This is a genomic window from Rhodobacter xanthinilyticus (genome assembly GCF_001856665.1).
In the GTDB taxonomy this organism is placed as follows: Bacteria; Pseudomonadota; Alphaproteobacteria; order Rhodobacterales; family Rhodobacteraceae; genus Rhodobacter; species Rhodobacter xanthinilyticus.
Window position 1 is genome coordinate 2,445,155 of record NZ_CP017781.1, and the last position, 23,402, is coordinate 2,468,556.

At 63.5% G+C, this 23,402-nt stretch carries 26 protein-coding genes and 2 tRNA genes; 16 read left to right on the forward strand and 12 right to left on the reverse strand.

Features of this window, described 5'->3' with window-relative positions:
* Nucleotides 1–107 precede the first annotated feature (107 nt).
* The 11 genes from LPB142_RS11920 to LPB142_RS11955 all read left to right on the forward strand — a co-directional run bounded on the left by LPB142_RS11920 (nucleotide 108) and on the right by LPB142_RS11955 (nucleotide 7,716).
* Entirely contained in the window at nucleotides 108–1,706 is a 1,599-nt protein-coding gene (locus tag LPB142_RS11920; protein WP_071166507.1) for a cytochrome ubiquinol oxidase subunit I, read from the forward strand.
* A gap of 4 nt (nucleotides 1,707–1,710) precedes the next feature.
* Nucleotides 1,711–2,874 carry a cytochrome d ubiquinol oxidase subunit II gene (cydB, locus tag LPB142_RS11925; protein WP_068765815.1) on the forward strand — a complete coding sequence of 388 codons (1,164 nt, stop codon included), beginning with the start codon at nucleotides 1,711–1,713 and terminating at the stop codon, nucleotides 2,872–2,874.
* 15 nt (nucleotides 2,875–2,889) lie between these two features.
* Entirely contained in the window at nucleotides 2,890–3,012 is a 123-nt protein-coding gene (gene cydX / locus LPB142_RS11930) for a cytochrome bd-I oxidase subunit CydX (RefSeq protein WP_068765814.1), read from the forward strand.
* Nucleotides 3,013–3,224: 212 nt separating this feature from the next.
* A complete protein-coding gene (locus LPB142_RS19080; RefSeq protein WP_156506804.1) occupies nucleotides 3,225–3,386 on the forward strand; it encodes a hypothetical protein in 162 nt (53 codons plus the stop codon).
* Nucleotides 3,383–3,547 carry a hemin uptake protein HemP gene (gene hemP, locus LPB142_RS18505; protein WP_082872887.1) on the forward strand — a complete coding sequence of 55 codons (165 nt, stop codon included), beginning with the start codon at nucleotides 3,383–3,385 and terminating at the stop codon, nucleotides 3,545–3,547. Before LPB142_RS19080 ends, hemP begins: the two co-directional genes overlap by 4 nt.
* Before the next feature lie 406 nt (nucleotides 3,548–3,953).
* Entirely contained in the window at nucleotides 3,954–4,313 is a 360-nt protein-coding gene (locus LPB142_RS19085) for a hypothetical protein (RefSeq protein WP_156894372.1), read from the forward strand.
* 265 nt (nucleotides 4,314–4,578) lie between these two features.
* Nucleotides 4,579–5,220: a recombinase family protein gene (locus LPB142_RS11935; RefSeq protein WP_071167239.1), complete on the forward strand. Its 642-nt coding sequence runs from the start codon at nucleotides 4,579–4,581 to the stop codon at nucleotides 5,218–5,220.
* A 316-nt stretch (nucleotides 5,221–5,536) separates the two neighbouring features.
* Nucleotides 5,537–5,923: a DUF4349 domain-containing protein gene (locus tag LPB142_RS19090; RefSeq protein WP_156894373.1), complete on the forward strand. Its 387-nt coding sequence runs from the start codon at nucleotides 5,537–5,539 to the stop codon at nucleotides 5,921–5,923.
* Entirely contained in the window at nucleotides 5,920–6,165 is a 246-nt protein-coding gene (locus LPB142_RS11945) for a hypothetical protein (protein ID WP_071166509.1), read from the forward strand. The genes LPB142_RS19090 and LPB142_RS11945 overlap by 4 nt, the downstream gene beginning before the upstream one ends.
* 160 nt (nucleotides 6,166–6,325) lie before the next feature.
* Entirely contained in the window at nucleotides 6,326–6,865 is a 540-nt protein-coding gene (locus LPB142_RS11950) for a ribonuclease H family protein (RefSeq protein WP_083392681.1), read from the forward strand.
* Nucleotides 6,862–7,716, forward strand: a complete 855-nt coding sequence (locus tag LPB142_RS11955) for a ParB N-terminal domain-containing protein (RefSeq protein ID WP_071166510.1) — start codon at nucleotides 6,862–6,864, stop codon at nucleotides 7,714–7,716. The genes LPB142_RS11950 and LPB142_RS11955 overlap by 4 nt, the downstream gene beginning before the upstream one ends.
* Nucleotides 7,717–7,975: 259 nt before the next feature.
* On the opposite strand, the gene LPB142_RS11960 is transcribed toward LPB142_RS11955, so the two are convergent.
* The 4 genes from LPB142_RS11960 to LPB142_RS11975 all read right to left on the reverse strand — a co-directional run bounded on the left by LPB142_RS11960 (nucleotide 7,976) and on the right by LPB142_RS11975 (nucleotide 12,568).
* Nucleotides 7,976–9,409, reverse strand: a complete 1,434-nt coding sequence (locus LPB142_RS11960; RefSeq protein ID WP_071166511.1) for a tyrosine-type recombinase/integrase — start codon at nucleotides 9,407–9,409, stop codon at nucleotides 7,976–7,978.
* A gap of 87 nt (nucleotides 9,410–9,496) precedes the next feature.
* A tRNA-Gly gene (locus LPB142_RS11965) sits at nucleotides 9,497–9,570 on the reverse strand.
* A gap of 41 nt (nucleotides 9,571–9,611) precedes the next feature.
* Nucleotides 9,612–10,070, reverse strand: coding sequence for a hypothetical protein (locus tag LPB142_RS11970; RefSeq protein ID WP_068765813.1), 459 nt, complete (start codon nucleotides 10,068–10,070; stop codon nucleotides 9,612–9,614).
* A 233-nt stretch (nucleotides 10,071–10,303) separates the two neighbouring features.
* Entirely contained in the window at nucleotides 10,304–12,568 is a 2,265-nt protein-coding gene (locus LPB142_RS11975) for an adenosylcobalamin-dependent ribonucleoside-diphosphate reductase (RefSeq protein WP_071166512.1), read from the reverse strand.
* Nucleotides 12,569–12,810: 242 nt separating this feature from the next.
* Between LPB142_RS11975 and LPB142_RS11980 the strand changes: the two genes are divergently transcribed.
* Nucleotides 12,811–13,230: a DUF1489 family protein gene (locus tag LPB142_RS11980; RefSeq protein ID WP_394328598.1), complete on the forward strand. Its 420-nt coding sequence runs from the start codon at nucleotides 12,811–12,813 to the stop codon at nucleotides 13,228–13,230.
* Between the two features lie 35 nt (nucleotides 13,231–13,265).
* Here the strand turns inward: LPB142_RS11980 and LPB142_RS11985 are convergent, their stop codons facing one another.
* Both LPB142_RS11985 and LPB142_RS11990 read right to left on the reverse strand, forming a co-directional pair.
* On the reverse strand, nucleotides 13,266–14,069 hold the full coding sequence (locus LPB142_RS11985; RefSeq protein ID WP_068765810.1) for an SseB family protein: 804 nt from the start codon (nucleotides 14,067–14,069) through the stop codon (nucleotides 13,266–13,268).
* Nucleotides 14,066–14,647, reverse strand: coding sequence for a uracil-DNA glycosylase family protein (locus LPB142_RS11990; RefSeq protein ID WP_071166513.1), 582 nt, complete (start codon nucleotides 14,645–14,647; stop codon nucleotides 14,066–14,068). The genes LPB142_RS11985 and LPB142_RS11990 overlap by 4 nt, the downstream gene beginning before the upstream one ends.
* Nucleotides 14,648–14,794: 147 nt before the next feature.
* Between LPB142_RS11990 and LPB142_RS11995 the strand changes: the two genes are divergently transcribed.
* Both LPB142_RS11995 and LPB142_RS12000 read left to right on the forward strand, forming a co-directional pair.
* Nucleotides 14,795–15,448, forward strand: a complete 654-nt coding sequence (locus tag LPB142_RS11995) for an ABC transporter ATP-binding protein (protein ID WP_068765808.1) — start codon at nucleotides 14,795–14,797, stop codon at nucleotides 15,446–15,448.
* Nucleotides 15,432–17,261, forward strand: coding sequence for a capsule biosynthesis protein (locus LPB142_RS12000; protein WP_071166514.1), 1,830 nt, complete (start codon nucleotides 15,432–15,434; stop codon nucleotides 17,259–17,261). Before LPB142_RS11995 ends, LPB142_RS12000 begins: the two co-directional genes overlap by 17 nt.
* Before the next feature lie 21 nt (nucleotides 17,262–17,282).
* Here the strand turns inward: LPB142_RS12000 and LPB142_RS12005 are convergent, their stop codons facing one another.
* Entirely contained in the window at nucleotides 17,283–18,473 is a 1,191-nt protein-coding gene (locus tag LPB142_RS12005) for a BaiN/RdsA family NAD(P)/FAD-dependent oxidoreductase (protein WP_071166515.1), read from the reverse strand.
* 97 nt (nucleotides 18,474–18,570) lie between these two features.
* Here LPB142_RS12005 and LPB142_RS12010 point away from each other — a divergent pair.
* Nucleotides 18,571–18,645 (forward strand) — tRNA-Gln (locus tag LPB142_RS12010).
* Between the two features lie 138 nt (nucleotides 18,646–18,783).
* Here the strand turns inward: LPB142_RS12010 and LPB142_RS12015 are convergent.
* From LPB142_RS12015 to LPB142_RS12030, 4 genes are all read right to left on the reverse strand, one after another.
* Nucleotides 18,784–19,152: an HNH endonuclease family protein gene (locus LPB142_RS12015; RefSeq protein WP_071166516.1), complete on the reverse strand. Its 369-nt coding sequence runs from the start codon at nucleotides 19,150–19,152 to the stop codon at nucleotides 18,784–18,786.
* Nucleotides 19,149–20,543 (reverse strand): primase-helicase family protein, encoded by a 1,395-nt coding sequence (locus LPB142_RS12020; RefSeq protein WP_071166517.1) that lies wholly within the window; start codon nucleotides 20,541–20,543, stop codon nucleotides 19,149–19,151. Before LPB142_RS12020 ends, LPB142_RS12015 begins: the two co-directional genes overlap by 4 nt.
* Nucleotides 20,544–20,883: 340 nt before the next feature.
* A complete protein-coding gene (locus LPB142_RS12025) occupies nucleotides 20,884–21,261 on the reverse strand; it encodes a hypothetical protein (RefSeq protein ID WP_071166518.1) in 378 nt (125 codons plus the stop codon).
* Nucleotides 21,262–21,271: 10 nt separating this feature from the next.
* The gene (locus tag LPB142_RS12030) at nucleotides 21,272–21,487 is read right to left on the reverse strand and encodes a hypothetical protein (protein ID WP_071166519.1); all 216 of its coding nucleotides are present in this window, start codon (nucleotides 21,485–21,487) and stop codon (nucleotides 21,272–21,274) included.
* Between the two features lie 193 nt (nucleotides 21,488–21,680).
* On the opposite strand from LPB142_RS12030, the gene LPB142_RS12035 reads away from it, so the two are divergent.
* Entirely contained in the window at nucleotides 21,681–21,908 is a 228-nt protein-coding gene (locus LPB142_RS12035) for a helix-turn-helix domain-containing protein (protein ID WP_071167242.1), read from the forward strand.
* 202 nt (nucleotides 21,909–22,110) lie between these two features.
* Here LPB142_RS12035 and LPB142_RS12045 read toward each other — a convergent pair whose 3' ends face one another.
* Nucleotides 22,111–23,328 carry a DUF6538 domain-containing protein gene (locus LPB142_RS12045; RefSeq protein ID WP_071166521.1) on the reverse strand — a complete coding sequence of 406 codons (1,218 nt, stop codon included), beginning with the start codon at nucleotides 23,326–23,328 and terminating at the stop codon, nucleotides 22,111–22,113.
* Between the last annotated feature and the right edge of the window lie 74 nt (nucleotides 23,329–23,402).

The following is a 23,402-nucleotide window of genomic DNA, read 5'->3' on the forward strand; positions in this document are numbered from 1 at the left end:
GGCCCGGGAAGGCAGAAGACAGATCAAGATGCATCTTTGTAAAATATTTTAGACAGATGCACCTTTCCCCGCGGCCTCCCCGCGGTTTCGACAGAAAGGAAGGACGGATGGATCTCGATATCGTGGAGCTGTCACGGCTGCAATTTGCCATGACCGCGCTTTATCACTTCCTCTTCGTGCCGCTGACGCTCGGGCTTTCGGTCCTGGTGGCGGTGATGGAGACGGTTTATGTGATGACCGGGCGGCCGATCTGGCGCCAGATCACCAAATTCTGGGCGACGCTCTTTGGCATCAACTTCGTGCTGGGCGTGGCCACGGGCATCACCATGGAATTCCAGTTCGGCATGAACTGGAGCTATTACAGCCATTATGTCGGCGATATCTTCGGCGCGCCCTTGGCCATCGAGGGGCTGATGGCCTTCTTCATGGAGGCGACCTTCGTCGGGCTGATGTTCTTCGGCTGGGAGAAACTCTCCCGCGTCGGGCACCTGACGGTAACCTGGCTCGTCGCGATCGGCTCGAACTTCTCCGCGCTCTGGATCCTGATCGCGAACGGCTGGATGCAAAACCCGGTCGGCGCCGAGTTCAACCCGGTGACGATGCGCATGGAGATGACCTCGTTCTTCGATGTGGTCTTCAACGAGGTCGCGCAGGCGAAATTCGTCCATACCGTCTCGGCGGGCTATGTCACCGCCTCGATCTTCGTGCTGGGCGTTTCGGCCTGGTATCTGCTCAAGGGGCGCCATACCGAGCTCGCCCGCCGCTCGATCGCGGTGGCGGCGTCCTTCGGGCTCGCCTCGGCCTTCTCGGTGGTGATCCTGGGCGACGAATCGGGCTATTCGGCCACCCATAACCAGAAGATGAAGCTCGCCGCGATCGAGGCGATGTGGGAGACCCAGCCCGCGCCGGCGGAGTTCACGCTCTTCGGCCTGCCCTCGAACGAGGATCGCGAGACGAAATATGCCGTCCATATCCCCTATGCGATGGGGCTGATCGGCACCCGCTCGCTGACCACCGAGATCCCCGGGATCAAGGATCTGGTCGCGCAGGCGAAGGTGCGGGTGGCCGACGGGATCGTCGCCTATGACGAGCTGATGAAGATCCGCGCGGCGAAGGGCACGGCCACGCCCGAAGAGCTCGAGGCCTTCAAGGCCCATGCGCCGAACCTCGGCTTTGCGTTCCTGCTCAAACGCTATGTCGATGACCCGCGGATGGCGACGCCCGAGATGATCGAGAAAGCCGCCTGGGATACGGTGCCGACCGTCTGGCCGCTCTTCTGGTCCTTCCGGATCATGGTCGCGCTCGGCTTCAGCTTCATCCTGGTGCTCGGCTATTTCTTCGTGGTGACGAATTTCAAGGGCATGACCTACCCGCGTTGGGCGCTGCGCCTCGCGGTGGCGGTGATCCCCGCGCCCTGGATCGCGGCCGAGCTTGGCTGGTTCACCGCGGAATTCGGCCGCCAGCCCTGGACGGTCGACGGGATCTTGCCGACCGCGCTCTCGGTCTCGCATCTCTCCGTCGCCGATCTCCTGATCACGCTGGCGGGGTTTGTCGCCTTCTACACGGTGCTGTTCATCATCGAGATGGGGCTGATGGTGAAATATATCCGCAAGGGCCCGGTGCAGGATGTCGAGCTCACCGAAACCTGGCAGCGCCGCCACGAAGCGCGGCTGAGCGCCAAACCCACCCTCAACCCGGCGGAGTAACATCATGATCTTGCATGAGCTTATCAGCTTTGACCTGCTGCGCCTGATCTGGTGGGGGCTCCTCGGGGTGCTGCTCATCGGCTTTGCGCTGACCGACGGGTTCGACATGGGCGTGGGCGCGCTTTTGCCCTTCGTCGCCAAGGGCGATACCGAGCGGCGGGTGGTGATCAACACCGTCGGCCCGGTCTGGGAGGGCAACCAGGTGTGGTTCATCCTCGGCGGCGGCGCGATCTTCGCCGCCTGGCCGCCGCTCTATGCGGTCAGTTTCTCGGGCTTCTATCTGGCGATGTTTGCCGTGCTCGCGGCGCTGATCTTGCGGCCGGTGGGGTTCAAATACCGCTCGAAACGGCCCTCGCCGGCGTGGCGTTCGGGCTGGGATTGGGCGCTGTTCGTCGGCGGCGCGGTGCCGGCGCTGATCTTCGGCGTGGCGGTGGGCAATGTGCTGCAAGGCGTGCCCTTCGAGCTGACCGAGGATCTGATGCCGCTCTACCCCGGTGCGTTTTACGCGAAATTCCTCGGGCTTCTGAACCCGTTTGCGCTCCTCGCCGGTGTGGTGTCGCTCTCGATGCTGCTGATGCATGGCGCGGCCTGGCTCACGCTGAAGACCGAAGGCGCGGTGCAGATGCGCGCGCGCAAGATCGGCACCGTGGCGGGGGGGGTGGCGCTCCTGACCTATGCGCTCGCGGGGCTCTGGCTCGGCGCCGCGATCCCGGGCTATCACATCGTCTCGCCGGTGGTCGCGAACGGGCCCTCGAACCCGCTCCTGACCGAGGTCGTGCGCGAGGGCTCGTGGCTCTCGGCCTATGCCGCGCGGCCCTGGATCGCGGTCGCCCCGGCGCTGGGTTTCCTCGGCATCGCGCTGGCCACGCTCGGCCTGCGCGCCGGGCGCGAGGTCTCGACGCTGCTGTTCTCGAAACTCGGGATCTTCGGCGTCATCGCCTCGGTCGGGCTGACGATGTTCCCCTTCATCCTGCCCTCCTCGACCATGCCCTCGGCCTCGCTCACCGTCTGGGATGCCTCCTCCTCGCATCTGACGCTCTTCGTGATGCTGATCGTCACGGTGATCTTCATGCCGCTGATCCTCGCCTATACGGCCTGGGTCTACAAAGTGCTCTGGGGCAAGGTGACGGTGGCCGAAGTCACCGAGCACGGCGACACCCTCTACTGAGAAAGGATTGATATCATGTGGTATTTTGCCTGGATCCTGGGGCTCCCGCTCGCCGCGCTGATCGCGGTGGTGAATGCGATGTGGCTCGAGATGCAAGAGGATCGCCGCCTCGCCGGCGATCACGACCCCGAGCCCTGAGGCCTGCCCGCCTCGCGCCTTCCGGGCCGCGCCGTCCCGCGTGGCCCGGTTCAGGGGCCGCCTCCGGTTTCCAGCCGCCGGGGGCGGCCCCGCCTTTTTGTGACCGCCCGAAAATAACAAAGTAAAAGAATCAGGCTTTACAAACCTGAGTTATTAAGTCAGGTTATCCGCATCGCCAGTCGCACCGACCAGCACCCGAAAGGAGACCGGACATGAACCGACCGCCGCTTCCCGGCCCCATCCCCGGGGCCGCAGACCTGATCCAGCGCCCCGCGCTCAGCCTGCGAGATATCGTCGAGGCGCTGTGCAGCTCGCTGCCGCCCGCAGGCGGCGGGCTTGAGATGATGCTGGACCGTATCGAGAGGATGCCATGACGATCTTGCAAGATTTCACCGCGCCCACGCGCGTGGCCGCCCTGCCCGCCCATGACGCCGAAGAGCTCACCGGCGGCGGCAATCAGGCCAATATCGTGTTGCACGGACAGGTCTACACCCTGCGCATCACCCGCGCGGGCAAGCTGATCTTGACGAAGTGAGCGCGGCCGGCGGTCGTCAGCGTCCCTCCGAGGACCGCATCGCGCAAACCGAAAACGGGCCGGTGATCCGGCCCGTTTTCATTTGCGATCAGCCGGCCGGAACCCGCTCGCGCGGCATACCGCACAGGCCAGAGCCGCGCCGGGTCGATCTGAAGGGGGGATTTCCTGGAGCGGGCGGCGCGCTGCACTTTCGGAAATCGAACTCCGGCCGAGCGCATTATTCTCCATTTCTCTCAAAAACTTACCAGACACCGCTCGCCCGGAAATTTGCGCCGTGTGTGCTCGGCGTGGTGAAGATGTGTGCCCAGACATAGTAGTTCTTTGCGACGATTCAACCGTGGCGCGGTATCTTGTCTAATCGGGTAATTGCTGGAATCTTTTCAGCGAACTAGCATTGAGGGGTTACATGACCGAGCAAAGACGGGAAGCTCTGCTGCCACTGGAACGCTGGAAAGCGGCGAAAGTCGAAGCCGAAAAGGCATCGCCCAGTCCAAAAACTTCAGCCGCAATAGCTGGCTTTGGCGGATTGTTCGGCGGGTTCACTGCTACCTATTTCTTTTTGGGAATGTCAGAGTTGGTTGGCCTCGCTGGACTCGACGCAGATAATCCGACCTTTGAGGGACCGGCGATACTTGCCGGTTTGGCGTGCGGTGTCGTCGGCTATCTCTACATTCGGTCTAAAGAGAAGGCTCATTACGCAGCATTCACCCGCGCACTTGAGGCTGAAGAAGGGCGATGGCGGCGAGAGCGAGAACGATCGGCGTAGTTCGCTGCAAAAATCTGAGACGCCGAACTCGACAGTTGATGCCACGCGCTACCCCCCAGCCCCCCCCCGGCGCCCACTTAACTGCGCGCGGAGTGTGCCTCGCGCGCTTTTCAGGCTGACCTAACAGGCCCACACGAAGTGGCGCCTAGGGTATACCTCAGAGGCCACCACGGTTAGCGCCGTCAGGGATGGCCGTTGACTGTTGACTTGCATCTACGGCCACAATATCAAAAGCCATTACCCTTGAGGCCATAGGAGAATGAGCATGGCAACGATCCTCTACGCGCGTGTTTCGACCGCGGAGCAAAACCTTTCCCACCAGAAGGCCCAAGCCGAAGCTGCGGGCTTTGTCATTGACGAGGTATTGGCGGACCACGGCGTATCCGGGGTGAGCACGACGCTAGCCGAACGACCGGAAGGTAAGCGTCTCTTTGATATGCTGCGCCGGGGTGACACCCTTGTGGTCCGCTGGGTGGATCGTCTCGGGCGCAACTATCAGGACGTGACCGACACCATTCGCCACTTCATGCGCAAGGGGGTCGTCATCCGCACCGTCATCAACGGGCTGACCTTTGACGGGGCCACCAAGGACCCCATGCAGGAGGCCGTGAGAGACGCGCTGATAGCCTTCATGGCGGCCACCGCACAGGCACAGGCCGAGGCCACCAAAGAGGCCCAGAAGGCGGGCATAGCGGCCGCACGGGAGAATATCGCCGCATACCGGGGCAGGAAGCCAAGCTATGACCGGGATACCCTAGAGCGTGTCCTTGAGCGCCACCGTAGCGGCACAGGCACGCCCACCATCGCCAAGGAGCTCGGGCTATCCCGTGGGGCCGTGAGGCGGATCATACAGGACCCAGCGGCGGCACTGGCCGCGCTCGCCCGGTGGGCCGTGAGGGGAGCGTGAACATGGTCGAGACGATCTTGAATGTGGCCTTCTGGGGGATCAACGGGGTGCTCGTGGTCGGGGCCCTCCTGACGCTCTGGTTCCACGATTGAGCATGTGTTGCAGTTTGGCAACATGCGGCTCACTATCTGTTTTTTTGTTTGGGCCCAGAGCCTGTGGATAACCGGCCCTCCTTGGGCCCAGAAGATTGCTAACCCTCTGCCGGGGCTCATTTCGCGCGCAGACAACTTATCTGGTGGTTGTAAAATTGCATCATTACAAAGACTTGCGGCGGCTCCCATAGTTGCTCCCGAACTGCACCAACGGAGATCACGCTATGTCCGACACCAAATCCGAAGAGCTCGTCCACCTATCCGAAGAACGCGCCCACCTTCGCGCCCAAGAGGAGCGCCTTCGGGAACTCATCCGAAAACGCGACAGTGAAGTTGCCCAGATCGACGAAAGACTCTCGGCCCTGCAAGAAAACTTGCTCGCGCTCCAGCGCGCTAAGAAAGTGCTGGCTGGGCTGCAAGAACTGGCGGAAGCAACTGTGGCCGCGTTGAAGGCAGGGAACCCTGATCTGCCAGCCCTGCTTCACTCGTTTGAGGAAGCCGCAGAGGATGCCAAGCGGTTTATGCCCAGCGGCAGGGACATTGACGGGCTGATCCCTCTGGCGCGCGCGATGTTCCATGATGCGGCAAGAAGGAAAGAGGCCGAGACATGAACACCACGAGCCAAGCCTTCTCAACCGCTGCAATCGCTCTTGCTGACCACCTTGACGATACCGCCCGAGCAAACCGCATCGGTCCCCAGAGGTTCTACGCCATGAACTCGCTCAGGACCGCAGCTGACGCCCTGTATTATGCCGCAGAGATGATCGCTGACGGGCGGAAGCTCGACGACCCCGAGGTGGCCCTGCATCGGCGCGTTGCCGAGCACCACATGGGGATCGTTAGCGCCTCGTGACGGGGCACTGCCGCACCTTCGGAGGAGCACGAAATCAAGTCTGTTTGCCCCGCAGCATAGGACCAAACAATCGGCCACCCCTAACCCATACAAACGCAATCAGCCAACCGCCCCGGCCAATCCGGTGGCGGTTTTTTCGTGTTCATTGAAAGGACCTGACATGAACAACACGACCTGCACCTCTTCGGCTAAAACCCTGTGCGGTGCCCAGCCCTCCGAGGGCCAGACCCGTATTGAGATTTACACCGATGGCTCCTGCATCGGAAACCCCGGCCCCGGTGGCTACGGTATCTTGACGCTTCGGCTGAGCGCCGACGGACGCCTCGTCAAGCGGCGCGAGCGCAAGGGGCACGAGGTGGCGCCGACAACGAACATCCGTATGGAGATGACCGCCGCCTGTGTAGCGCTCGAACAGCTCGGATCACCGACCACCGAACAAGTCACCATCTTCTGCGATGCAAACCTGATACCGAACGCCATGAACGGATGGCTGGAAAAGTGGAAGGCGAACGGCTGGAAGAAGAGCGACGGCAAGGCACCCGATAACCGCGACCTTTGGGAACGGCTCGAACAGGCTGCCGAGGGGCGCAACGTGGTGTTCGCGTGGGTTCGTGGCCATAACGGCACCGAACACAATGAGCGGGCCGACAAACTCGCCTATGCCGCCGCACGGAAGGCCGAAGAGATGAGCGCGCGATGACGGCAGTGCCCAACCCCGCGCAAGCGATCACCCAGAGAGTGGCTTCGGTCACTCTCAACCAGATCACGCGCAGCGGCGATTTCTGTTTCCGCGCCGGGGGCACCGATCCGGCCCACAAGGCAGATCTCGCGAGCACCCTCAGAAACACCGGGCGGGCGCTCGATCCGGTTCTTCTCTGGCAACCGAACGCCGACAAGCCCGAAACGCTCGTCTTGCTGGACGGAGAGCACCGGGTCGCGGCCTATCAGGCGGCAAAATGGCTGGGTGAAATCCCTGCCTTGATCCTTGTCGGGGTGGATCGCAGGGCGGCGCTCGGAGCCGCGTTGAAGGCGAACTCGAAGCGGACCTTGGGGCTGACCCAAGCGGAAAGGATGGACGCCGCATGGCGCTTCGTGCGCGAGCCGGTGACGCCTCGTTTCAAGGTCAGAGAGATCGCCTTTCTGGCTGACGTTTCGGAGCGGGCAGTCAAATACATGCGCTCACGTTTTCGCACCATGCACGAGGAGAAGATCGAAATCACCGGCTCATGGGCGCGAGATCGAAAGACTATGGCAGAGAGCGATGACTGGGCAGGAGGACTGGACGAGGCCGAGCGCCGCGCTGAAATCGAGAGGCTGGCAGCCGATATTCGTGACCTCGTGGACCGGCGCAAGCATCCCGAACGGGCGATCCTGTGCGAAAGCGAAGCGGTCTATGAGGCTATTCAGGTCGCGCTGGGCGAGCAAGCCATGAAGGCGATGCTGGCCTACCTTCTCGGGGGCGACGACGACGAGGCCGACGAGTGGCTGGCGATGGCAGCGACAAGCTATGACGCCGAGGACTTAGACGACGACTCCGATGCAGCCTTCTGAGCCCCGAAGGGTGCATGTAGTAGGAGGGTGCATTTGCACCTTTTTGGCGCCGATCCGATAGCGCAAAGGCGGGGCGGCTTAGCACGCCCCCATCCACCTCCCGAAGCCCCAGATGGCCGCTTCGTGGCCTCGACACAAACACGCGAACGGGCGGCGTCACGGCCCTCTGAAATACCCGTCCGCGCACCCCCGGCGAGTAAATACAAGACCGCAGGGGCCACAACGATCACGAGAACATTCAGCCAGATTTTGAAGTCCATCAGTTCCCCCCGTCTTCGTCTATCTGCCGAATCTCGACGCCCAGCGCCTTCTTCATTGCCTTGGTGGTCACCCGCAGCTTCCGCACCGCGCCCCCATAAACGGCATCCCCGACTCCCTCGACCGCATGACCGAGGATCAGGTTCTGGTCGAGCGACGACACCTCGGCCTCGACAAGCCGGTCCTTCATGTTGTGGCGTAGCGAGTGGATCACATGCTTTGGGTCTGTGGTCACAGCCCTGACGTGTTTCATGAGCGCAGCGGAAGCCGCGTCAGAGCCACGCTTCCGCCCATACAGGGAGAACAGCATGTCGCCGCTTCGCGACCTGCCAACGGCCTCCCGCGCAGCCCTCAGGGCATCCCCGACAAGGGGCACCACACGGCGGCTTGCGTCGGTCTTGAGGGTCCGCACCTCGTTCGCCTCGATCCTGATATGCGGGAACTCGGTGGAGAGAACCACGTCCTCGACCCTCAGCCCGGAGACTTCGGCAATACGCGCCCCGGTCCCTTCCAAGATGCGCCAGATCAGCACAAGTTCAGGGTTCGCCATTGCGATCACCCGGGCGCGCACCCCGGCGAGCACCTCAGGCGGCAACGGGTCCCTCTTGTCCGCCCGCTTTACCCTCCGGCCCTTTTGACCACCTGCCACCGGGAGCTTGCTGAACGGGTTCTGGAAGGCATCGGACAGGCCGAACTCCACCTTGGCGAAATTGACCACGGCTGCGATGATCGACAGTTCTCGGCCCACCGTGGCCGGGCTGACCTTCTCCCCGACCCCGCGCCCCGTATTCTTGACCCGGTCAAGCATCTCATCGCGCACCTTGCGGGCGTCCTCGCGGGTGATGGAGGTTAGCAGCGGATCCTTCCCGAGCGCGTTGATAGCCGCGCCCACGACGCGCTTGGCGAGCCCTACGACGCGGCTATCCGTGGCCGGGTCATCCTCCCGCAAGTGCTCCTTGCAGTAGAGGCTCAGGGCATCCCCCAGCGTCGGATCGGGGGCCATGTAGCGATCAGGACCGAGGCGCAGGAGGTTGATCGTGTGCCGCTCGACAGCGGGCACGCCCTGCGGCTCGTATTCGTCTTGTGGGTAGCTATCCGCCATGATGTCAGCGACCAGGGCCGCCCCCTCCTCGGTCTCTCCCGCCGCGATCAGATCGGCACGACGGCGCAAAGCCTCGGCATAAGCTGCGCTGTCTGACGCATCGGAGCGCAATGCAGCTTCGGCAGTTGCGAGCCTTCGCTTCGCCGCAGCGATCTCCCGCTCGACCTTGGCGTGAAAACCCGGCCAAGCCTTCAAGGCTTCCTTCTCGGTATCCCCGAGTTTCCCCTTGAACTCCCGCTTGGTTATGATTCCCGAGACCGCCTTGGGAACCCTCCGGCGATACTGAAAGCCGCCCGATTTAGTGCGCTCGACGTGCTTCAAAACAAGACCCATGTGTGCCCCGCGTGTGCCTGAATGTGCACCGGAGCGAAGCGTATGTCACGGAAGTTGTTGAGAAATTTGCCAATTATAGGCACTCGATGGAGCGGGCGGCGGGAATCGAACCCGCGTCATTAGCTTGGAAGGCTAAGGTCTTACCACTACACAACGCCCGCGTGCGGCCCCTGATACAGGGCCGCGCGCGCCCGTGCAAGCCTCAGAACAGGAGCTTGTAGGTATTGCCCAGCGTGTCGGTGACGGTGCCGGTGCCGCTTTGCGTGCCCGAGCCGGAGATGAACGTGCCCTGCACCTTGATGCCATCGCCGCAGACCGCGTAGATCTCGCCCGAGTTCACGCCGCCCACATCGGCGGTGGCGTTCTTGTATTTGCCGCCGGTATCCGAGAGCGTCAGCGACAGCCCGCGCTCCTGGGTGCGCACCTTCGGCGCGACCGAGCTCCAGGTGCCCTTGCATTTCACCTTGGTGGGCTTGGGCAGGCGGAAGGAGATGATCCCCGAGGTCTCGGAATCGTCATCCTCGAAGGTGATCGGGATCACCTTGTCGGGGCTGGCTTCGGCGATCGGGCCGGAGACCGGATAAAGGCGCATGTCGCCATTGTCGCCGCAGGCGGCGATCAGCGGGATCAGGGAGAAAGCGGCAAAGGCACGCAAATTCACGGCAAAGCTCTTTCGGCTGGCCCCCGATGCGCCGATCTGCGGCGCGCCGGGCGGCGCGTGTGTGACATCATCCGGCGCGAGGGCCCGGACAGCGCCGAGGCCTACAAGATCGCCCCCCCGCGCGCAAGAGCTGCGCGCAAGGCCCGCCCCCGCGAAAAGGAAAGCGCCGCCGGGGGGCCCGACGGCGCGTCCAGATCCCGAGCGGGCTCAGCGCCCCGCGGGCCGCACCGGCCTCAGCCGCATTTGCTATGCCCACAATCGGCGCAAGTCATGCAGCCCTCGACCTTGCGCATCGCATAGGAGCCGCAGCTCGGGCAGGCCGCCCCGCGCGGCGCCTCGCCGACCACCATCGCCTCGGCCTTCGGGTCGCTCTTCAGCCCCATCCCCTCGCCCGCGATGAAGCCGATCGCGACCAGATGCCGCTCGATCACGCCGCCGATCGCGGCGAGGATCGAGGGGATATATTGCCCCTGGATCCAGGCGCCGCCGCGCGGATCGAAGACCGCCTTCAGCTCCTCGACGACAAAGCTCACATCGCCCCCGCGCCGGAACACCGCCGAGACCATCCGCGTCAGCGCCACCGTCCAGGCGTAATGCTCCATGTTCTTCGAGTTGATGAACACCTCGAAGGGCCGCCGATGCCCGCCCTGCACGATATCGTTCACGGTGATGTAGATCGCGTGTTCCGAGCCCGGCCATTTCAGCTTGTAGGTCGCGCCCTCGAGCGCGGCGGGGCGGTCGAGCGGCTCGGTGAGGTAAACCACCTCGGCGCCGGTGTCGGCCTCGGGCGCCTTCTCCGAGCTTTCCGAAACGGTGAGCACCGAGCCCGTCACATCATTCGGGCGATAGGTCGTGCAGCCCTTGCAGCCCTGATCCCAGGCCGCCATGTAGACATCCTTGAAATCGTCGAACGAGATATCCTCGGGGCAGTTGATCGTCTTGGAAATCGACGAGTCGATCCATTTCTGCGCCGCCGCCTGCATCTTCACATGCGCCATCGGCGCGAGCGTCTGGGCGTTGACGAAATACTCCGGCAGCGCCTTGTCGCCGAATTTGTCGCGCCACATCTGCACCGCGTAATCGACGACCTCTTCCTCGGTCCGCGAGCCATCCTTCTGCAAGACCTTGCGGGTATAGGCATAGGCGAAGACCGGCTCGATCCCCGAGGAAACGTTGCCCGCATAGAGCGAAATCGTCCCCGTCGGCGCGATCGAGGTCAGGAGCGCGTTGCGGATCCCATGGGTGCGGATCGCGGCGCGCACGTCCTCGTCCATCTGCATCATATTGCCCGAGGCGAGGTATTTCTCGGCGTCAAAGAGCGGGAAGGCGCCCTTCTCCTTGGCGAGCTCGACCGAGGCGAGATAGCTCGCCCGCGCGATCGCCTTCATCCAGGCCTCGGTCTGCGCCGCAGCCTCGTCGGTGCCGTATTTCAGCCCGAGCATCAAAAGCGCATCGGCAAGCCCGGTCACGCCGAGCCCGATGCGGCGCTTGTTGGTGGCCTCCTCGGCCTGCTGCGGCAGCGGGAAGCGGGACGCATCGACGACATTGTCCATCATCCGCACCGCCAGCGCCACCAGCTCCTCGAGCCGCACCGGATCGAGCTCGGCATCCGCCTCGAAGGGCCGCGCGACCAGCGTGGCGAGGTTGATCGAGCCGAGCAGACAGGCGCCATAGGGCGGCAGCGGCTGCTCGCCGCAGGGGTTCGTCGCGCAGATCTCCTCGATATAGCCGAGGTTGTTCATCTGGTTGATGCGGTCGATGAAGATCACGCCCGGCTCGGCGAAATCATAGGTCGCGCGCATGATCTTGTTCCACAGATCGCGCGCCTTGACGGTGTGGTAGATCTTGCCGCCGAATTTCAGATCCCACGAGCCATCGGCCTTCACCGCCTCCATGAACGGGTCGGTGACCAGCACGGAGAGGTTGAACATCCGCAGCCGCGCCGAATCCTGCTTGGCGGTGATGAATTGCTCGATATCGGGGTGGTCGCAGCGCATCGTCGCCATCATCGCGCCGCGGCGCGAGCCCGCCGACATGATCGTGCGGCACATCGCATCCCAGACATCCATGAAGGAGAGCGGCCCCGAGGCATCGGCCGCCACGCCCTTGACCTCGGCGCCGCGCGGCCGGATCGTCGAGAAATCATAGCCGATGCCGCCGCCCTGCTGCATGGTCAGCGCGGCTTCCTTGAGCATGTCGAAGATCCCCGACATGCTGTCGGGCACGGTGCCCATCACGAAACAGTTGAACAGCGTCACCGCCCGCCCGGTGCCCGCGCCCGCGATGATCCGCCCGGCGGGGAGATATTTGAACCCTTCGAGGGCGCCATAGAACCGCTCCTCCCAAAGCGCCGGGTCGGCCTCGACGCTCGCGAGCGCGCGCGCGATGCGCCGCCAGCTGTCCTCGACGGTGAGATCCACCGGCGTGCCATCGGCCTCCTTCAGACGATATTTCATGTCCCAGATCTGCTCGGCGATGGGGGCGGCGAAACGGCTCATGGATGTCCTCTGTCCTGTCCCAAGGGGTTTTGCCCGCTTGGTTTTTCCTGTCCTGGGGTCTCTTGCGGGTCGTGGCGCCCACATGAAATGGCAAAGCCCCCGTATACATCTAGTGGTGCGGGGGGCGGGGGATACCCTACATCAGGTGTTTTCCGCTTTCCAGCGCCAATCTGCCTGAAAACCTGAGAGATTTGCATTGGCGCCCCCGGCGGCCTATCTGTGAAGGCGAAACCGACAAGGGCATGATGATGATTCACCTCCTCAAACTCTGCGTGGGCGCCGAGCGGGTCGAGGACCTGCTCGCCTGGCAGGCGGCCCATTACGGCACCGGCCCGGCCGCCCATGTCACCCGCATGTGGCCCAAACGCAGCGAAGAAATCCTCGACGGCGGCTCGCTCTACTGGGTGTTCAAGGGGGTGATCCTGGCCCGCCAACGGATCCTCGGCCTCGAGGAACGCCCCGGCGCCGATGGCATCACCCGCTGCGCGATCGTGCTCGACCGCGAGGTGGTGCGCACCGAGGCACTGCCGCGCCGGCCGTTCCAGGGCTGGCGCTACCTCGCCCCCGAGGACGCCCCGCGCGACCTCGCCAAAGGCCGCGACCGCGAGGATGTCCTGCCGCGCGAGCTGCAGGCCGCACTCGCCGAAATCGGGCTGCGCTGAGCCCGGGCGCCGAGGGGGCCGCGCCCCCTGCCCGGTCAGAACCGCAGGATCGGCGGTTTTGTCGGGTCCATCCCCGGCGCGGCGGGTTTGCGCTCCTCGGGGTCTTCCTCGACGATCTCGGGCAGATGCAGCACCAGCGCCTTTTCGAGGAGGATCTGCGCCGCCGGGTCGGTCTCCTCGAGGAAGGTCACGTCGAGCTCGCCCGCCTCGAGCCCGGAGAACGCCAGCGCCTCGGCCATCGCTTTCGCGATCCCGGGCCGCGCGGCTTCGGGCGCGCCGAGGATCGCCAGCACATGGCCGCGCCGCCCGCCCTCATAGGTCACGCCACCGAGGAGCGCATGGCTCGCCAGCCCCATCAGCTGATCGAATTTCGCCTCGAAGGCCGGCAGGAGCAGCGCCAGCGCCCCGGGCGGCAGCGCCGGCGCGTCGAAGGCCACCGGCCGCGCCTGCGCCTCTTCGGGGGTGTGGGTGAGCGTATGGGTCAGCCACTCAAGCGCCTCGGGCGGCAGCAGAAAGGCCGACTCCGCCACGCCGAGGTTGATGCCAAGCCCCACCCCCTCGCCCGCGAGATGATGCGCGATCACCCGCCCCGGCAGCGCCGCATAGGGCGCGGGCTCGCCGTCCGAAAACGCCGCCAGCCGCTCCTCGAGATCGAAGGCGAGCACGAAATCCCCCTCCTCGGTCTCGAACACCTGCGGGCGGATATCGTCGCCCTCGGGCTCTTCCTCGAGTAGCAGAAACAGCTCGGCATCCGCCAGCCGGTCAAAGACCGCCAGCCGCGCCGCCTCATTCTCCGGGTCGGCTTCCATCGCCGCATGGGCGCGATCATAGGGCGTCATCGCAGAACCTCCTTCACCCGGGCGCGCAGGGCCGGCAGCAGATCGGCCGCGAACCAGGGGTTGCGTTTGAGCCATGCCGTATTGCGCCACGACGGATGAGGCAAGGGAAAGACGCGCGGAGCGTGGTTTTGCCACGCGGCGACGGTGGCGGTGACCGCGCGCGCGCCCAGATGCCAGCGCTGCGCCGCGCCGCCGACGAGGAGCGTCAGATCGACCGGGCCGAGCTCGGCCAGCACCCGCGCCCGCCAGCGCGCCGCGCAGATCGGCGGCGGCGGCAGATCGGCGCCTTTCGCATCATAGCCCGGGAAACAGAAGGCCATCGGCACGATGGCGACCCGGGCGAGGTCGTAGAACGCCGCCTCGTTCACCCCCATCCAGTCGCGCAACCGCTCGCCCGAAGCATCGGTGAAGGGCCGCCCCGAGGCATGGACCCGCGCGCCCGGCGCCTGCCCCGCGATCAAGATCCGCGCCCCGGGCCGGAACCAGACCACCGGCCGCGGCGCATGGGCCGTCGCGCTCGCGCCAAACTGCGCCGCGCAGAGGCCACAGCCCCGGATCTCCGTCTCGAGTCGCTCCATCTGGTTTCCGGGCTGGAAACAAACCCGCCCGCCCCTGTATCTTTGTCGCAATCGGACATATTCTTGCCCGAAAGTTACGATAGGGCGATTTATTAACCAGACACCTGCATCCTGAGACAAGCCGGTGCAACGAGGCAGCAGCACGCGATGCTCGAGTTCGACAATGTCAGCAAGTCCTTCTGGACGGGCAAGCAGCGCAAGGTGATCCTTGATCGCGCGAGCTTCCGCGTGGAGCTCGGCAACAGCCTCGGCATTCTCGCCCCCAACGGCACCGGCAAGACCACGATCATCAACATGATGGCCGGGCTCGAGAAACCCGACGAGGGCGAGATCCGCAAGACCTGCCGGGTGTCGTTTCCGCTCGGCTTCATGGGCGGGGTGGTCAACAAACATTCCGCGCGCGAAAACGCCCGCTTCATCGCGCGGCTTTACGGGCTCGACCCCGATTATATCGAGGCCTTCTGCCGCTGGCTGACCGGGATCGCGGAATATTTCGACATGCCGGTGGGCACTTACAGCTCAGGCATGCGCTCGCGCTTCACCTTCGCGCTGCTGCTCGCGCTCGAATTCGATATCTATCTGATCGACGAGGGCATGCCCTCGACCACCGATGTCGAGTTCAACCGCAAGGCCGGCTCGATCCTGAAGGACCGGCTGCGCGACGCCACCGTCGTCGTCGTCTCCCACCAGCCCTCGACGCTGGAAAAATTCTGCCGCTCGGCCGCGGTCTTGCACAACGGCCAGCTTTACATGTTCGATACTCTGGAAGAAGCGAAGCGGATGTATGACTATGCAACCTAAAGCGACCAAATATCGCATCCGCCGCAACGCGCCGGTGCTGGCCGGGGCGGGCGCCCCGAAACCTGCCGCCGAAACGGTGGGCGCGGCCAATGCCACGCTCGCGCCGGAGGCGGCGGTGCGCCCCGCGACGCCGGCGGGCCCCGCCGCTTCGGCCGCCGCATCGGGCGCCGCAACCGCCGCCGCCCCCGCCGGGCGGCGCGCCCGCGCGGCCCGCGAGATCGCGCCCGAGGACATGTTCGAGCCGCAAGACGACGGCTTTGGCGACACCCGCTTCCCGACCGCCGCCGCCCCCGCCCCCGCGCCTGCCGAGGGCGATGCGGTGATCGCGCCCAACCAGATGACCGCCGAGGAGGAAATCGCCGCGATCCGCGCCGAGGGCCTGACCGGCCGCCAGCTGCGCCTCGCGCGGCGGATGGCGCAAAAGCACGGGATCGAGGCGACCTCGGATTTCGAGGCGGTGCGGCTCTTGCGCCGCGCCGGCATCGACCCGTTCGACCGCTCGAACATCCTTGCGATGGTGCGCCCCGACAAGGAGGAGGACGGCTCCGCCACCACCCGCGCGCTCGCGCGCATCGACGGCGCGGGCGCCGATACCCGGGTGCAACTGCCGCAGACCATGGCGCCCGGGCAAGTCCCCTCGACCGAAGTGCTGAACGAAGACCAGCGCGCGCGAGAGATCATCCGCATCCAGCGCGACATCGCCCGCCGCCGCCGCCGCCGGCTCGCGCTGCTGATGGCGCGGCTGAGCTTCTTCGTCTTCCTGCCGACCATCGTCGCGGCCTATTATTACTTCGTGATGGCGACGCCGATGTATGCCACGAAGGCCGAATTCGTGATCCAGAAGGCCGATGGCGTCGCGGGCGGCTCGGGGCTTGCGGGGCTGTTTTCCGGCACCCAGCTCGCCACCAACCAGGATTCGGTGACGGTGCAAAGTTACATGCAATCGCGCGATGCGATGCTGCGCCTCGATGCCGATCAGGGCTTCAAGGCGCATTTCGAACAGCCCTCGATCGACCCGCTGCAACGGCTCGAGCCGGGCGCCACCAACGAAGATGCCTACAAGCTCTACAAGCGGATGGTGAAGATCGGCTATGACCCTTCGGAGGGGCTGGTGAAGATGGAAGTCATCGCCGCCGACCCGGAGGTCTCGCGCAAGTTCTCGGAATCGTTGATTTCTTACGCCGAGGAACAGGTCGACCAGCTTACCGCGCGGCTGCGCGAGGATCAGATGAAGGGCGCGCGCGAGAGCTATGAGGACGCCGAGGCGAAGGTCTTTGCCGCCCAGGCCAAGGTGCTCGAGCTGCAAGAACAGGTGGGCATCCTCGACCCGGCCTCGGAAAACAGCCTCGTGATGAGCCAGGTCTCGGGCTTTGAAAGCGAGCTGCAGAAGAAGCGCCTCGAGCTTGGCCAGCTGCTCGACAACCCGAGCCCGAATGCGGCGCGCGTCTCCGGGGTGAAGGGCGATATCGCGCGGCTCGAGAAGCTGATCGGCGAGCTGCGCGCTCAGCTCACCGTGAAGGGCGCCTCGAATGAATCGCTCGCCTCGATCACCGGCCAGCTGCGCATCGCCGAGGCCGAGCTCGAGACCCGCCAGATGCTGCTCTCGGCCGCCGCGCAACAAAACGAGACCGCGCGGATCGAGGCCAACAAGCAGGTGCGCTACCTCGAGATGGGCGTGCGCCCGGTGGCCCCCGATGCGCCCACTTATCCGCGCGCCTTCGAGAACACGCTGCTCGCCTTCCTGATCTTCTCGGGGATCTATCTGATGCTCTCGCTCACCGCCTCGATCCTGCGCGAACAGGTCTCGAGCTGAGCCCCGGCGGGGGCGGGCGGCTCAGGCCACCTGCCCCGCCGCCCAGGCCGAAGCCCAGGCCCATTGGAAATTATACCCGCCGAGCCAGCCCGTCACATCGACCACCTCGCCGATGAAATGCAGCCCCGGCACGCGCTTGGCCTCGAGCGTCTTGGCGTCGAGCTCCGCCGTCGAAACCCCGCCCAGCGTCACCTCCGCGGTGCGATAGCCCTCCGAGCCCACCGGCCGCACCTGCCAGCGATGCACCTGCCCCGCCAGCCGCTCGAGCGCGCGATTGTTCTGATCCGCAAGCCGCCCCGCAAGCCCCGCCTCGGCCACGACAAACTGCGCGAGCTTCTCCGGCACGAGCCGCCCGAGCGCGGTCTGGATCGCGATCCGCCCCTGCTCGGCGCGGATCTGCGCGAGCTCGGCCGCGATGTCGCGCCCCGGCGCGAGGTCGATCTCGAGCGCGTCGCCCTCCCGCCAATAGCTCGAGATCTGCAAGATCGCCGGCCCCGAGAGCCCGCGATGGGTGAACAGCAGATCCTCGTCGAAAGCCACCTTGCCGCGCCGCACCCGTGCCGCCCGCGCGATCCCCGCAAGCGGCGCCGTGCGCGCCAGATCCTGCTCGGCAAAGGTCAGCGGCACGAGCCCCGGCCGCGTCTCGACAAGCGCAAGCCCGAAACTCTCGGCGATCTTGTAGCCCAGCGCACTCGCCCCCATCTTCGGGATCGACTTGCCGCCCGTCGCCACCACCACGCGCTCCGCCGCAATCGGCCCGCCCGAGGTCTCGACGACAAAGCCCTCGCCCAAGCGCTCGAGCCCCGCGACCGAGGTGCCCAGCCGCAGCTCGCCCCCCCCGGCGCGCAGATCCTCGACCAGCATCTCGACGACCTGCGTCGCCTTGCCGTCGCAAAAGAGCTGCCCGCGATGTTTCTCATGCCAGGCGATCCCCGCCCGATCGAGCCGCGCGATCATGTCGGCGGGCGTGAAGCGGCTCAGCGCCGACAGCGCAAAGCGCGGATTTTCCGAGACGAATCGCTCCGCCGCATTCTGCCGCGTCAGCTCGCGGTTGGTGAAATTGCACCGCCCACCGCCCGAGATGCGAATCTTCTCGCCCGGCCGCGCAGCATGATCGAGCACCACGACCCGCCGCCCGCGCCGCGCCGCCGCCCCCGCGCAAAAGAGCCCCGCCGCGCCGGCCCCAAGGATTACAAGGTCAAATCTTTCCATCCTCGCGGCATAGGCCGGGCGCGAAACCGCCGCAATGAAATTTCTCGATTTTCCCTCTTGCGGCCCCCCGCGGCCTTGGCTAAACACCGCCCCACGTTGGGGCGTAGCCAAGTGGTAAGGCACCGGTTTTTGGTACCGCGCACCGTAGGTTCGAATCCTACCGCCCCAGCCATCCTCCCTTTTCGTTCGTGGCGTCAACCTTTCCAATAACTTGGTTCTGGCGTGGTGGGGGCGTTTGCCCCACGGGATGCCCCAGGCGGGTGTTACGGGTGTCGGGTTTGGATGTTGGCGGGGGCCAGTGTAACGCCCCCTACAGCAAACCAAAATCCACCCCATTCGCAGCGAAGTCCCGCTCATCCTGCAGGTTCTCTCCGCGTGATCCCAACTCCAGGTGCAGCGGATTAATACAGCGCTTGTTGTTGCAGCGGTGACGAACCACATCGTCATAACCCGCCTCAACCCCGTTCAGGATGCAGAAGATAAACCGATAGGCTGGCATCTGCCGCCCCATGAACCGCACCCGTCTGGCATCCTGCGTTGGCGTCTCGATACAGCCGCTTTCAGTTGTATCCCCCGCTTCAACCAAGGCGAAGGCCCGCGAACGAGCCTCCTCCCCATGGTCTGCCAATACCACCGCGAACCACTGCTGCGATGCGTCGGCATAGCTGAACCCCGTCATCGGATCACCTCCACCTCGTCATTCAGGTGCTGACCTAGCGCTTCCTCAAAGCCATCTGGCCCGAAGATCTTGCCGCGTTCAACCACGTAACCGGGCCTCACCCAAAGCGCGCGGGCATAATCGATCCCACCCCACTTCACGGCAGACTTGCTCCAACCCAAGTCAGACATCAAATGCTTGGTCGTGTTGATGTTGGCATGAAGCTTACCCGTCACCACCTCCACCACGTCAGTCTCTGCGATGGCGTGTTGCCGTTTGGCGTCCAGATGCTCCTTCAACTGGTCAAGGATCGTAGCTCGCCCGTTGCCGAACACCTGCCGCATGATCTCGGTGCCATGGGTATCGACGTTCAGCGTCTTGGCCGAGAAGTCCGCTTGCAACTGCCGCTGCATCAGCGCGTTATAGAGGCGGGCGATATTGGCCGGGTCCGCTGACCAGTCCTCCAACCGACCTACCAAGGCCGCGAACTCCTCTGCCCGTGGCCCCCGTGCATATCCCTCGTGATCGACGTTGACGATGTAATACCGCCGATCTTCAGGCTCGATCCAGAACGGCATGTGATTGCTGGTCAGAACCAAGCATACTCGTTGCTCCACGCGTTCCGTTTCCTTGCCCTTGGCCTCCCCCGCCGTGAACTTCTCGGTGATGTAGGTCTTGAGCGTATTGGCATCCCCGCTACCGGGCCGAAGATTGACCTCCTCACAGACGACCAGTTTACTGCGCAGAAGCGTCATGTTGAACCGCCCGGTCAGCTTGTCGATATTGTTCTGGGTGATCGCGTTTGCCTCGCCAAAGAGCCGGATCAGCAAGCGACCCAGCGCACTCTTGCCCGTGCCCATCTTGGCCGAGTAGAAGAACGGTGCCCAGTTTGGCTTATCCCCTTCGTTCTGCAGCGACCACGCCAGCCAGTTCAGGAACATTTCCTTCTCTGCCGGTCTGGTGAAGAACCAGTCGAAGAACTCACCTGCCACGCCGTATTCGGCATCACCAACGCCAAACCGCCGATAAGCTGGCTCCTTCCACGCGTTGATGGTGGCCACCCCACGTTCGACGATAATCCGCCGACGATCACCAGGACGGCAGACGACCCGCCCGTTCCAAGGCAGAATGGTTTCGTCGATCACGGTATGGCGTGTATGGATCGCCCGCTTGAGGACCGCACTCAGCAGCACGTTATTCAACGGGATGCCGGGGAACTCCTCTTGGAACCGGATCACCGCAACGTGTTCAACATCGACCCGTGAGCGCTTGTGTCCAAGGTCGTCCACGTCGAAGAAGCTGTTATCCAGCCTGACGAACCAGCTTGCCAGCGCGCGCGATAGGGTGGTGAGGTGTTCAGGGTCAAAGCCCTGCGCCGCAACAATATGCGGCTTCATCATCGTTACTGTCATTGTTATTTTCCTGATAAATTACTTGGTGGATCAAGAACCAAAGCACCTCAAACCGACGCTCTGAGAGGCCGATTTCGGGTCAAATCCAGAGGTGCTGTTCTCTATTAACGCACGCTGGTAGATTATTGTTATTTATCAGCAACTTATCGAGTCGACCCAAACGCGCCAACTTCGCCCCGTTTCCCCGCCCTTGCCCGACCCAAAAACAGGCCTCCCAAGCCACCCGAGGACGCCCCCAAAACCTAGGCCCCTCACCCTACCAAGTTACCAATGATCCTTCAGAAACGATGAAAAAAGCAAAGTGGTTACCCCCGGCAACCGAAGCTGCCGAGGGTGATTGCTAGTTTTTCTTCTTCTCTGGCCAGTAATACCAAAGGGTAAAGTAGAGCGATGCGAGCGCCACGACGACGGCCCCTTTGAAAGCCATGCTTACCGCCTTTTCAAAGGGCGGGCTGACCCATACCACCATGATAAACATACAAGCCATCAAGGGAATCGAGAGGGTCAGACGAATGGCAACCCCAAACCACTTGGTCCTGAAGGTCCAAATGATACCTGTGACGCCCGCCAGAGCTAGCAGTGCGACGATGATGCCGAACTTCCATACCTCAACTACGATTTCACGCTGATGACTGTCCCACCCACTGGCAATCAGCAGGGCAAACGCAAGGATCGCAGCAGTCAGGGCCACGCGCACCAAAATTGATACCAAGCTCATCTCTACCCCCTTACCGTTTGGTCGTTTCAACGTAGGTGTAGATTTCCCGCCCATCGAAGCGTAGGCACTCCCAGTGCTCGTCCCCCTCCGCATTGATCTTGGTCTGCCAAGACGCCTCGCTCTGGCATTCGGCAAGGTCATCATACAGGGCCGGCTCGTCCGTCATGGTGTTGCAGATATCGCTGGCTGCGTAGCCCAAGCACAGGGCCATAACAAAGGTGTTCATTGATCAGTCTCCGTTGATTGATGGTTCTGGGTTGAGGGGTCACCCCAGCTAACCCGTTTTGTTTGGTGATCTTTGCGCTGCCCCCTTGGCCTGAGGGAGCTAACTCCAGCCCTATCAAATATTTATCCTGATTTGGGATTATTCTGTTCTGGAATTACCGCTGCCGTTGAAACCGGTCAAACGGAATGCGCAGTTGGCGAAGAGCATCTACGACGAGGAGTATCAAAAGCTCATCGAAGCCCTTAAGGCTGCGAGGAAATCTGCTGGCTTGACCCAACAGGCCCTTGCCGACAGGCTTCAACGCCCTCAGTCCTTCGTTGCCAAAGTCGAAGGCTGCGAGCGCCGTCTAGACGTGGTCGAGTTTTTGCATCTATGCCGGGCCATAGGTGCCGATCCAGCCGCCATCTTTGACACGTTGTAGCCCCGGCAGCATGGCCGCCGAGGCTTTGGTTAGGGCAGTTTGCGGCTCACCACATAGTCGGCCAAGACTTGCCAATAGTGCTCGGCATCCCTGAACCCTTGGGCTTGGGCCGCGCGGTTCTCAGCCTCAGAACGAGAAAGACCGCCATCATACTGGATGATAGCGGCCCTCTCCTCGAACGCGTCGATGTCTGGGATGGGTTTCAGTGGCGGCATGGCAACCCCAGCTTCTCGACAATCCCCCGCTTCTGCTCATCGCTGATCCCGGCTGAGTAGATGCCATAGGTCATCCGGTTCTCTGACCTTGCCGACTGATGACCAACGATTGACGCGGTGAAATGTTCAGGCACGCCAGCCCGCTCGCATTGCGTCACGAACCACTTGCGAGAGGAATGAAACACCACCCCTTGCCTGTTGATCCCTGCCTCTTCTCGCAGAACAGCAAAGCGTTTGGTGATGGCATTGACCGACAAGGCGGGAAACAGCCGCCCTTCCTTGGGTAGACTGGCCAGCAGAGGCGTCAGCGCAGAATGTAAGGGAATGAACCGTTCCGCTGCATCAGTCTTCAACGTCCGAACCTCGTTGGGTCTGATCCAAGCGAACCAGCCCAAGTTGCCCTTCAAGATCAGATCGCCGCGAACCAACCCAGCCGCTTCCCCCGCCCTTAGCCCCGTCAGCAAACAGACCTGCAAGACAGCCCCGATCTTTGGATCATTCAGCGCAAGCAGGCGCAGCACCTCCTCATCTGTCATGGCCTCATAGTGATTGGGTTTCCCCTTGGCTTCTACCCGCACCGTCTTGAAGGGGTTGGTTGCGACCTGCCCTTCATAGACCACCCAGTCCAGGAAGTGACCGACCTGAGACACGATCCGTCTTTGGGTTTGGGGGCTGATCCTCTCCCCCTCACTGGCCGCCAGAAGCCTGTCCAGCCCATAGCCTTTGGTCCGGTAGGACTTGCCAACATGCCGCCCAAGCCCTGCCACCTTGCGCGTAAACACCAAGGCGTCGTCCCGACTGATCGCCCCAATTGGACGTGCCCCAAAGCAAGACACAAACAACCCAACCGAGAAGCGGACAGACTTGAACCCGCCATGCTGCAACTCGTTAGAGCGGCGGTTCAGATATTGCTTGGCCAATTCCCCCACGCTGACCCTGCCTATGACCGTCACTGGTGCAAAGGCAGGCACAGCCACTTGAACAGGTTGCGGCTTTTCTACCAGCCCCCCTGCCTTGGCCTTGGTGATGATCTCCTCATACTTGGCGTTGACTTCAGCGGCCCTCGCCTTGGCGACCCTTGCGTCACCCGTCTTCAGCGACTGTTTGAAGGCCTGCCCAAGCACGGGTTGCAGTTCCTTGGGGTAGTTGCGACGGTAAAGCCACGTTTGCTGTTTCAGATAGGCATACTGGATACGAACAGACATGCGTCCTCCATCTGGGGCCTTTGCCCCAATGTTTGGTTGTTGCTGATTTTTCTGATTTGGTTCTTCGGCTTAGA

What these genes read in the sequence shown, in the direction of transcription:
- LPB142_RS11920 (WP_071166507.1), top strand. Translation starts at nt 108, where the DNA reads ATGGATCTCGATATCGTGGAGCTGTCACGGCTGCAATTTGCCATGACC.
- cydB (WP_068765815.1), top strand. Translation starts at nt 1,711, where the DNA reads ATGATCTTGCATGAGCTTATCAGCTTTGACCTGCTGCGCCTGATCTGG.
- cydX (WP_068765814.1), top strand. Translation starts at nt 2,890, where the DNA reads ATGTGGTATTTTGCCTGGATCCTGGGGCTCCCGCTCGCCGCGCTGATC.
- LPB142_RS19080 (WP_156506804.1), top strand. Translation starts at nt 3,225, where the DNA reads ATGAACCGACCGCCGCTTCCCGGCCCCATCCCCGGGGCCGCAGACCTG.
- hemP (WP_082872887.1), top strand. Translation starts at nt 3,383, where the DNA reads ATGACGATCTTGCAAGATTTCACCGCGCCCACGCGCGTGGCCGCCCTG.
- LPB142_RS19085 (WP_156894372.1), top strand. Translation starts at nt 3,954, where the DNA reads ATGACCGAGCAAAGACGGGAAGCTCTGCTGCCACTGGAACGCTGGAAA.
- LPB142_RS11935 (WP_071167239.1), top strand. Translation starts at nt 4,579, where the DNA reads ATGGCAACGATCCTCTACGCGCGTGTTTCGACCGCGGAGCAAAACCTT.
- LPB142_RS19090 (WP_156894373.1), top strand. Translation starts at nt 5,537, where the DNA reads ATGTCCGACACCAAATCCGAAGAGCTCGTCCACCTATCCGAAGAACGC.
- LPB142_RS11945 (WP_071166509.1), top strand. Translation starts at nt 5,920, where the DNA reads ATGAACACCACGAGCCAAGCCTTCTCAACCGCTGCAATCGCTCTTGCT.
- LPB142_RS11950 (WP_083392681.1), top strand. Translation starts at nt 6,326, where the DNA reads ATGAACAACACGACCTGCACCTCTTCGGCTAAAACCCTGTGCGGTGCC.
- LPB142_RS11955 (WP_071166510.1), top strand. Translation starts at nt 6,862, where the DNA reads ATGACGGCAGTGCCCAACCCCGCGCAAGCGATCACCCAGAGAGTGGCT.
- LPB142_RS11960 (WP_071166511.1), bottom strand. Translation starts at nt 9,409, where the DNA reads ATGGGTCTTGTTTTGAAGCACGTCGAGCGCACTAAATCGGGCGGCTTT.
- LPB142_RS11975 (WP_071166512.1), bottom strand. Translation starts at nt 12,568, where the DNA reads ATGAGCCGTTTCGCCGCCCCCATCGCCGAGCAGATCTGGGACATGAAA.
- LPB142_RS11980 (WP_394328598.1), top strand. Translation starts at nt 12,811, where the DNA reads ATGATGATGATTCACCTCCTCAAACTCTGCGTGGGCGCCGAGCGGGTC.
- LPB142_RS11985 (WP_068765810.1), bottom strand. Translation starts at nt 14,069, where the DNA reads ATGACGCCCTATGATCGCGCCCATGCGGCGATGGAAGCCGACCCGGAG.
- LPB142_RS11990 (WP_071166513.1), bottom strand. Translation starts at nt 14,647, where the DNA reads ATGGAGCGACTCGAGACGGAGATCCGGGGCTGTGGCCTCTGCGCGGCG.
- LPB142_RS11995 (WP_068765808.1), top strand. Translation starts at nt 14,795, where the DNA reads ATGCTCGAGTTCGACAATGTCAGCAAGTCCTTCTGGACGGGCAAGCAG.
- LPB142_RS12000 (WP_071166514.1), top strand. Translation starts at nt 15,432, where the DNA reads ATGACTATGCAACCTAAAGCGACCAAATATCGCATCCGCCGCAACGCG.
- LPB142_RS12005 (WP_071166515.1), bottom strand. Translation starts at nt 18,473, where the DNA reads ATGGAAAGATTTGACCTTGTAATCCTTGGGGCCGGCGCGGCGGGGCTC.
- LPB142_RS12015 (WP_071166516.1), bottom strand. Translation starts at nt 19,152, where the DNA reads ATGACGGGGTTCAGCTATGCCGACGCATCGCAGCAGTGGTTCGCGGTG.
- LPB142_RS12020 (WP_071166517.1), bottom strand. Translation starts at nt 20,543, where the DNA reads ATGACAGTAACGATGATGAAGCCGCATATTGTTGCGGCGCAGGGCTTT.
- LPB142_RS12025 (WP_071166518.1), bottom strand. Translation starts at nt 21,261, where the DNA reads ATGAGCTTGGTATCAATTTTGGTGCGCGTGGCCCTGACTGCTGCGATC.
- LPB142_RS12030 (WP_071166519.1), bottom strand. Translation starts at nt 21,487, where the DNA reads ATGAACACCTTTGTTATGGCCCTGTGCTTGGGCTACGCAGCCAGCGAT.
- LPB142_RS12045 (WP_071166521.1), bottom strand. Translation starts at nt 23,328, where the DNA reads ATGTCTGTTCGTATCCAGTATGCCTATCTGAAACAGCAAACGTGGCTT.